Below are 8075 nucleotides of genomic sequence, written 5' to 3' on the forward strand. Positions count from 1 at the left end.
AAACCGGCCAACCCGGCGCTGGGCGAAATCGCCCGTCAGCGTCTGGCGCAGGTGTTCGGCGCGCAGAACAAGGCCGAAGACGCCCTGAAACTGCTCGACGGCGACGCCGACAAAGCGTTCCTGGCCACTCGCGAAGAACTCAAGGGCGACCTGCTGGTGCAGTTGGGCCGTACCGATGACGCGAACAAGGCGTATCAAAAAGCCAAGGCAGCACTGTCGGATGAAGCGGCGGTCGGTGGCCTTCAAATCAAGCTCGACGACCTGGCCAAAGGGGATGCGTGACGTGATCCGTTGGAAGCATGCAGCATTGCTGGCTCTGGCCTTGTTGGCCGCGGGTTGCAGCAGCAACAGCAAAAAAGAATTGCCACCGGCCGAGCTGACCGACTTCAAAGAAGAAGTGGTTCTGCACAAGCAGTGGAGTCGTTCGATCGGTGACGGTCAGGGCGAAACCTACAACATGCTGGTACCGGCGATCGACGGTGACACCATCTACGCCGCCGATGTAACCGGCGTGGTGATGGCCATGGATCGCGGCAATGGCGACGTGAAATGGAAGCAGGATCTTGATCTGCCTGTCTCCGGCGCTGTCGGCGTTGGTTACGGTCTGGTGCTGATCGGTACGCTGCGTGGCGAAGTCGTCGCTCTGGACACCAGCAACGGTGAAGAGAAATGGCGCGCGCGCGTGACCAGTGAAGTCCTCGCACCGCCGGCCAACAACGGTGACGTCGTAGTCGTGCAGACCCAGGACGATCGTCTGATCGGTCTGGATGCTGCCACCGGTACGCAACGCTGGGTGTATGACAGCACCCCGGCCGTGCTGACCCTGCGTGGCACCAGTGCACCGCTGGTGACCAACCGCCTCGCGGTGGCAGGTCTGTCCACCGGTAAAGTGGTCGCGCTGGATATTTCCAACGGCGTGCCGGTCTGGGAACAACGGATCGCGATTCCACAGGGTCGTTCGGAACTGGAGCGCGTGGTCGACATCGACGGCGGCCTGCTGCTGTCCGGCGGCACCCTGTACGTGGCCAGCTATCAGGGTCGCGTGGCGGCACTGGATCTGGAAAGCGGCCGTCAACTCTGGCAGCGCGATGCGTCGAGCTATGCCGGTATTGCCCAAGGTTTCGGCAGCGTTTACGTGAGCCTGTCCTCGGGCACCGTTGAAGGCGTCGACGAGCGTTCCACCACCGCGCTGTGGAGCAACGATTCGCTGGCTCGTCGTCAACTGTCGGCTCCGGAAGTGTTCTCCAGCTATGTTGCGGTAGGTGACCTGGAAGGTTATCTGCACCTGCTGAGTCAGGTTGACGGTCGTTTCGTCGGCCGTGAGCGCATCGACAGCGACGGCCTGCGTGCCCGTCCGCTGGTGGTGGGTGACACGATTTATGTGTATGGCAACAGCGGCAAACTGGAAGCCCTGACCATCAAGTAAGAACTATGCTTGGGGTTAACACCCCCAGGCAGCTTCACTGGTAGGAGCGAGCCTGCTCGCGAAGGGCGTCAACGATGACGCGTACAGCCTGAATAAACGCGGTGCTGTTAGCGTTTTTCGCGAGCAAGCCCGCTCCCACAGTGTTGCCCCGAGCACCAGCCGCTGCCTCGCAGCGGCTTTTGTATTTTCTGAAATAACGAAGTGGAGAGCCGCATGGTTCCCGTAATCGCCCTGGTGGGCCGACCGAACGTCGGCAAATCCACCTTGTTCAACCGCCTGACCAGGACTCGCGACGCTATTGTCGGCGACTTGTCCGGTCTGACCCGTGATCGCCAGTACGGTGAGGCCAAGTGGCAAGGGCGTTCCTACATTCTGATCGACACCGGCGGTATCTCCGGTGACGAACATGGTATGGACGAAAAAATGGCCGAGCAGTCGCTGCTGGCCATCGAAGAGGCAGATGTTGTTCTGTTCCTGGTAGATGCCAAGGCTGGTTTCACCGCCGCCGACCAGATGATCGCCGAACACCTGCGCAAACGTAACAAGCGTTCCCACGTGGTGGCCAACAAGGTCGACAACATCGACCCGGAAATGGCTCGCGCCGAGTTCGCCCCGCTGGGCATGGGCCACGCGATCCCGATCGCCGGTGCTCACGGCCGTGGTATCACGCAGTTGCTGGAAGCCGCTCTGAGCGATTTCCCGCGTGACGATGACGAGCCGCAGGAAGGCGAAGAGGAAGAGATCGTTGCCGAAGGCGAGGAAGCCAAGCGCATTCCTGGCCCGAGCGAAAAAGACGGGATCAAGATCGCCATCATCGGTCGTCCGAACGTGGGTAAATCGACCCTGGTCAACCGCATGCTCGGTGAAGACCGGGTGATCGTCTATGACCAGCCCGGCACCACCCGCGACAGTATCTACATCCCGTTCGAACGGAATGAAGAGAAGTACACGCTGATCGACACCGCCGGTGTGCGCAAGCGCGGCAAGATCCACGAAGAAGTCGAAAAATTCTCCGTGGTCAAAACCCTGCAGGCGATCAAAGACGCCAACGTGGTGATCTTCGTGATGGACGCCCGCGAAGGCGTGGTCGATCACGACCTCAACCTGCTGGGCTTCGCCCTTGAAGCCGGTCGGGCGCTGGTGATCGCGATCAACAAGTGGGACGGCATGACGCCGAGCGAGCGCGACTTTGTGAAGGTCGAGCTGCAGCGTCGCCTGTTCTTCGTCGACTTCGCCGACATCCACTTCATCTCGGCGCTGCACGGTACCGGCGTGGGCAACCTCTACGCTTCGGTGCAGAACTCGTTCAAGTCGGCGGTCACCCGCTGGCCGACGAGCCGCCTGACCCAGATCCTTGAAGACGCGGTCAGCGAGCACCAGCCGCCGATGGTCAACAGCCGCCGGATCAAGCTGCGTTACGCTCACCTGGGGGGGGCTAACCCGCCGATCATCGTGATCCACGGTAACCAGATCGAGAAAGTGCCGAAGTCCTACGTGCGCTATCTGGAAAACACCTACCGTCGTGTGCTGAAGCTGGTCGGTACGCCGATCCGCATCGAGTTCAAGGGTGGCGAGAACCCGTACGAAGGCAACAAGAACACGCTGACCGACCGTCAGGTCAACAAGAAGCGTCGTTTGATGTCGCACAACAAGAAAGCCAGCAAGAAGCGTCGCGACAAGAAGTAAAAAGCAGCTTCAAGTTTCGAGCTGCAAGCTTCAAGTAAAAGCGATAAAGCAGAGAGGGCTTCGTATGAAGCCCTTTTTTGTGGGCGCGGGTTTTTGCTTGCAGCTTGCAGCTTGACGCTTGAAACTTGCAATTCACCTGCAAGGGGCTTCCGATGATCACCAGTAAGCTGCCGAATGTCGGCATCACGATTTTCACGCAGATGTCTCAGCTCGCGGCGCAAACCGGGGCCATCAACCTTTCCCAGGGGTTCCCTGATTTCGACGGCCCGCAATCCCTGCGCGACGCGGTGGCTCGGCACGTTGCGGGCGGCCATAACCAGTATTCACCCATGACCGGTCTGCCGGCGTTGCGTCAGCAGATAGCTGCGAAGATTGCCCGCAGTTACGGGGTTAACGTCGATGCCGACCACGAAGTGACCGTCACACCGGGCGCGACCCAGGCGATCTTCTGTGCGATTCAGGCAATTATCCACAGCGGCGACGAAGTCATCGTCTTCGACCCGTGCTACGACAGCTACGAGCCGGCGACGGAGCTGGCAGGTGGCCGTTGCGTGCATGTGCAACTGAGCCCGGACGATTTCTCCATTGATTTCGACAAGCTCGCCACGGCCCTGAGTCCGCGCACGAAAATGATCGTTCTCAACACCCCGCACAACCCCAGCGGCGCACTGATCAGCCGTGCCGAGCTCGACCAGCTGGCGGCCCTGATCCGGGGGCGCGACATCTACCTGATCAGCGACGAAGTCTATGAACACCTGGTGTTCGACGGCGTGCCGCATGTCAGCGTACTGGCCCATGAGGAGCTGTATCAGCGCGCCTTCGTCGTCAGCTCGTTCGGCAAGACTTACCACGTGACCGGCTGGAAGACTGGCTATGTGGTCGCTCCCCCGGCGCTGACCGCCGAACTGCGCAAGGTGCACCAGTACGTCAGTTTCTGCGGTGTGACGCCGCTGCAATATGCCCTGGCCGATTACATGGCCGAGCATCCCGAGCACGTCGAGCAATTGCCGGGCTTCTATCAGGCCAAGCGCGATCTGTTCTGCGATCTGCTGGCGCCGTCGCGCTTCAGCTTTACCCGGGTCACCGGCACCTATTTTCAACTGGTCGATTACTCGCAGATCCGCCCCGACCTGAATGACGTCGAGATGGCCATGTGGATGACCCGCGAGCACGGTGTGGCGAGTATTCCAGTGTCGGTGTTCTACCAGAATCCACCCGAAGGCCAGCGCCTCGTGCGTCTGTGCTTCGCCAAACGCGAGGAGACGCTGCGCGAAGCAGCGGCAAAACTATGCGCGATCTGAGTGCGTTACCCGATCTCAATCTGGCGCTGATCCAGACCAGTCTGGCGTGGCACGATCGCCAGGCCAATCTCGAGCATTTCGAGCAGTTGCTGGAACAGGCGCGCGGTGCGGATCTGATCATTCTGCCGGAGATGTTTACCACCGGTTTCTCCATGGAGTCCGCGACCCTCGCCGAAGCCGAAAATGGCCCGACCAGCAAATGGCTGCGGGTGCAGGCGGCGAAGTTCAATGCCGTGATCACCGGCAGCGTGATCATTCAGGCGGCCGACGGCAGCCATCGCAACCGCTTGTTGTGGGCGCGGCCGGACGGTGAAGTGCTGCATTACGACAAGCGTCACCTGTTCCGCATGGCCGGCGAGCACAACCACTACACCCCCGGCGAACGCCAGGTGCAGTTCGAACTCAAGGGCTGGCGGATACGGCCGCTGATTTGTTACGACCTGCGCTTCCCGGTGTGGAGCCGTGATGCGCAGGACACTGACTTGCTGCTGTACACCGCCAACTGGCCGGGGGCTCGGCGTCTGCACTGGAATCGCCTGTTGCCGGCGCGGGCCATCGAAAACCTCTGTTACGTGGCGGCGGTGAATCGTGTCGGCACCGACGGCAAGGGCTTCGCTTACACCGGCGACAGTCAGGTCCTGGATTTCCAGGGCGAAATGTTACTGGCGGCAGGGGAGGCCGACGGTGTGTTCAAGGCCGTACTGGAAGCCGCGCCGCTGGCGGCTTATCGCGAGCGCTTTCCGGCAAATCTGGACGCGGACACCTTCGAGTTCATCTGAGGTTTGTATGAACACTCATACAATTGCGTTCAGGTTTGGCGCTGTTTGCCGATAGGAAGATCAGCCAAGGAGGATTTTCCAATGACCAGCATCAGCGCCACCGCCGTCAATCCCTATCCGGTTACGCCGTCAAAAGTGTTGATCCGCGACCCGCAAGAGCAAACCGCCAACCCGTTGAACGCTACCGATGCCAATGGTGACGGTGAGCTGCGCGTAAACAGCGCAGATGCCAACATCGCTTCAGTCGGCGATGCTGGCAGTCCGATCGAAGCCCTGAAAAAGCAGATCGCCGAGGCGCAGAAGTTGTTGGCCGAGCAGCAGGCTCAGTTGGCCAGCAGCGAGCGCGGCAACGCCAGCGCGGAGCAAAAGGCTCAGCAGGTGATGGAAATCCAGACACAGATCGCCGTGACGGCCAGCAACATTCAAGTGCTGCAGGCGACCTTGTTGCAGGCAATGTTGAGTGTCGATGTGCACGCCTGAGATTTTTCTCGCTTGATCTGGCTTTTTCGCGGGCAAGTCGAAACGTCGCACCGCCACGAAGAGGCCACTGAAGTCAGCGTAAAGGCACCAGGCAAAAAAAGGCCCCGAGGTTCGCACCCCGGGGCCTTGTGTATTTCAGCGAAGGCTTAAGCCGCTTTCGCTTCCGGCTGGCTCAACGAGCGGTTCAGCGCGCTGAACAGGGCCTTGAAGCTGGCCGTGGTGATGTTTTCATCAATGCCCACGCCGTGTACCGCACGCTCGCCGTTCACCCGCAATTCGATGTAGGCCGCTGCCTTGGCGTTGGTCCCCGCGCCGATGGCGTGTTCGTTGTAGTCCATGATTTCCACCGGAATCGGCAAGCCGGCCACCAGTGCTTCCAGCGCACCGTTGCCCTTGCCGCGCCAGTGCAGGTTGGTTTCGCCCTGACCCTTGCTCGCCACTTCCACTTCGACGGCGCTGTTGCCGTTTTCTTCCTGCAGGCGATGGCTGACCAGTGCGTACGGGGTGTTGGCTTGCAGGTATTCGCTGATCAACAGCGAGTGGATCTGCTTGGCGGTCATCTCAAGGCCCAGGCGATCGGTTTCACGCTGCACGACCTGGCTGAACTCGATCTGCATGCGACGTGGCAGGCTGATGCCGTATTCCTGCTCCAGCAAGTAAGCGATACCGCCCTTGCCCGACTGGCTGTTGACGCGAATCACCGCCTCGTAGCTGCGGCCGATGTCGGCCGGGTCGATCGGCAGGTACGGCACTTCCCACAGGGTGTCCGGTTGCTGCTGGGCGAAGCCCTTGCGGATCGCGTCCTGGTGCGAGCCGGAGAATGCGGTGTGGACCAGATCGCCCACGTACGGGTGACGTGGGTGCACCTGAATCTGGTTGCACTCTTCGACGACTTTGCGCACGCCGTCGATGTCGGAGAAGTCCAGCTCAGGGTCGACGCCCTGGGTGTACATGTTCAGGGCCACGGTGACGAGGTCGACGTTACCGGTACGCTCGCCGTTGCCGAACAGGCAGCCTTCGACGCGATCCGCGCCGGCCATCAGGCCCAGCTCGGTGGCGGCGACGCCGGTGCCACGGTCGTTGTGGGTGTGCAGGCTGATGATCACGCTGTCACGACGGTTGATGTTGCGGCCAAACCATTCGATCTGGTCGGCGTAGACGTTCGGGGTCGCGCATTCGACGGTGGCCGGCAGGTTGAGGATCATCTTGTGCTCAGGCGTCGGGTTCCAGACCTCGATCACTGCATCGCAGACTTCCTTGGCGAATTCCAGCTCGGTGGCGCTGAAGGTTTCCGGCGAGTACTCGAAGGTCCACTCGGTGTCCGGCTGCATGGCTGCGTATTTGACGAACAGCTTGGCGGCGTTCACGGCGATGGCCTTGATACCGTCCTTGTCCTGGTTGAAGACGATGCGACGGAAGGACGGCGAGGTGGCGTTGTACAAGTGAACGATGGCTTTCTTCGCCCCGCGCAGGGATTCGAAGGTGCGCTCGATCAGGTCTTCACGGCCCTGGGTCAACACCTGGATGGTGGTGTCGTCCGGGATGTGGCCTTCTTCGATCAGGGTACGCACGAAGTCGAAGTCGGTTTGCGAAGCCGCCGGGAACGAGGCTTCGATTTCCTTCACACCCACCTGAACCAGGGTCTTCCAGAAGCGCAGCTTCTTCACCGCGTCCATCGGCTCGATCAACGACTGGTTACCGTCACGCAGGTCGGAGCTGCACCAGATCGGCGCGGCGTCGATGGTTTTCGACGGCCAGGTGCGATCCGGCAAGTTGATGACGGGGAACGCGCGGTATTTCGAAGACGGATCTTTGAGCATGCTCATCGGGAAATTCCTTATTGTCTGGGCCGAAAAGAGGCGGCCTGCCGGTGGAACAAAAGTTCTTGGAAAAGCGTGGGACGAGGCGCAGCGATTCAGCCCGGCAGTCGTGCGCTGACGAGGCACAGGCTGCGGTGCTGGCGAAGCTGAATAAGGGTGTGAGAGGTTTTCATGCCTTAAACCCTAACCGCGAGGGGAGAGGATGGCAAGCAGTCGAAAAAAATTGAGAGGAATACTCTGAAATTGGGGTTTTGCAGGATTTTATTGCGCTTAAGGCGGTAGATCTTGTTGATGTTTGCGTGAGGCTAGATTGGGGCGCAATCGAGGATTGTGGAGCGTTGGCAGGTATGAGTGTGTTTCACAGGCCGCTTTCGCGAGCAAGCTCGCTCCCACATCGGATCGTGTTCATGCACATATCCTTGTGGGAGCGAGCTTGCTCGCGAAGAGGCCATCAGCCCATTCAAATGTTTAAGGCTGGAACGCGCCAATGAAAATCGCCGGGTCCACCCGCGCATCGTTCAGGCTGACATTCCAGTGCATGTGCGGCCCGGTCGCCCGCCCGGTCGAGCCCACCTTACCGACC

Annotated in this window: 7 protein-coding genes and 1 pseudogene; 6 read left to right on the top strand and 2 right to left on the bottom strand. The window is 60.4% G+C overall.

Annotated features, from left to right (window positions below; genetic code table 11):
- The 6 genes from DBR24_RS34090 to DBR24_RS27650 form a co-directional block, all read left to right on the top strand.
- The coding region (locus tag DBR24_RS34090; protein ID WP_256591906.1) for a tetratricopeptide repeat protein at nt 1-282 on the top strand (282 nt) is incomplete at its 5' end.
- Nucleotides 275-1426, top strand: coding sequence for an outer membrane protein assembly factor BamB (gene bamB / locus DBR24_RS27630; RefSeq protein WP_123466041.1), 1152 nt, complete (start codon nt 275-277; stop codon nt 1424-1426). The genes DBR24_RS34090 and bamB, both read left to right, overlap by 8 nt.
- 213 nt (nt 1427-1639) lie before the next feature.
- Nucleotides 1640-3112: a ribosome biogenesis GTPase Der gene (gene der, locus DBR24_RS27635; RefSeq protein ID WP_123466043.1), complete on the top strand. Its 1473-nt coding sequence runs from the start codon at nt 1640-1642 to the stop codon at nt 3110-3112.
- Between the two features lie 152 nt (nt 3113-3264).
- Complete coding sequence (locus tag DBR24_RS27640) at nt 3265-4413, top strand: pyridoxal phosphate-dependent aminotransferase (protein WP_128616294.1); 1149 nt, start codon at nt 3265-3267, stop codon at nt 4411-4413.
- A complete protein-coding gene (locus DBR24_RS27645; protein WP_128616295.1) occupies nt 4401-5192 on the top strand; it encodes an amidohydrolase in 792 nt (263 codons plus the stop codon). The genes DBR24_RS27640 and DBR24_RS27645 overlap by 13 nt, the downstream gene beginning before the upstream one ends.
- An 81-nt stretch (nt 5193-5273) precedes the next feature.
- Nucleotides 5274-5672, top strand: coding sequence for a hypothetical protein (locus tag DBR24_RS27650; RefSeq protein WP_128616296.1), 399 nt, complete (start codon nt 5274-5276; stop codon nt 5670-5672).
- A 146-nt stretch (nt 5673-5818) separates the two neighbouring features.
- On the opposite strand, the gene leuA is transcribed toward DBR24_RS27650, so the two are convergent.
- Together leuA and DBR24_RS34095 are read right to left on the bottom strand one after the other, a co-directional pair.
- Nucleotides 5819-7498, bottom strand: coding sequence for a 2-isopropylmalate synthase (gene leuA / locus DBR24_RS27655; RefSeq protein WP_123466050.1), 1680 nt, complete (start codon nt 7496-7498; stop codon nt 5819-5821).
- Between the two features lie 462 nt (nt 7499-7960).
- A pseudogene (locus DBR24_RS34095) lies at nt 7961-8075 on the bottom strand (M23 family metallopeptidase); the annotation flags it as partial.

Source organism: Pseudomonas sp. HMWF006 (assembly GCF_003061205.1).
GTDB classification, from domain to species: domain Bacteria; phylum Pseudomonadota; class Gammaproteobacteria; order Pseudomonadales; family Pseudomonadaceae; genus Aquipseudomonas; species Aquipseudomonas monsensis.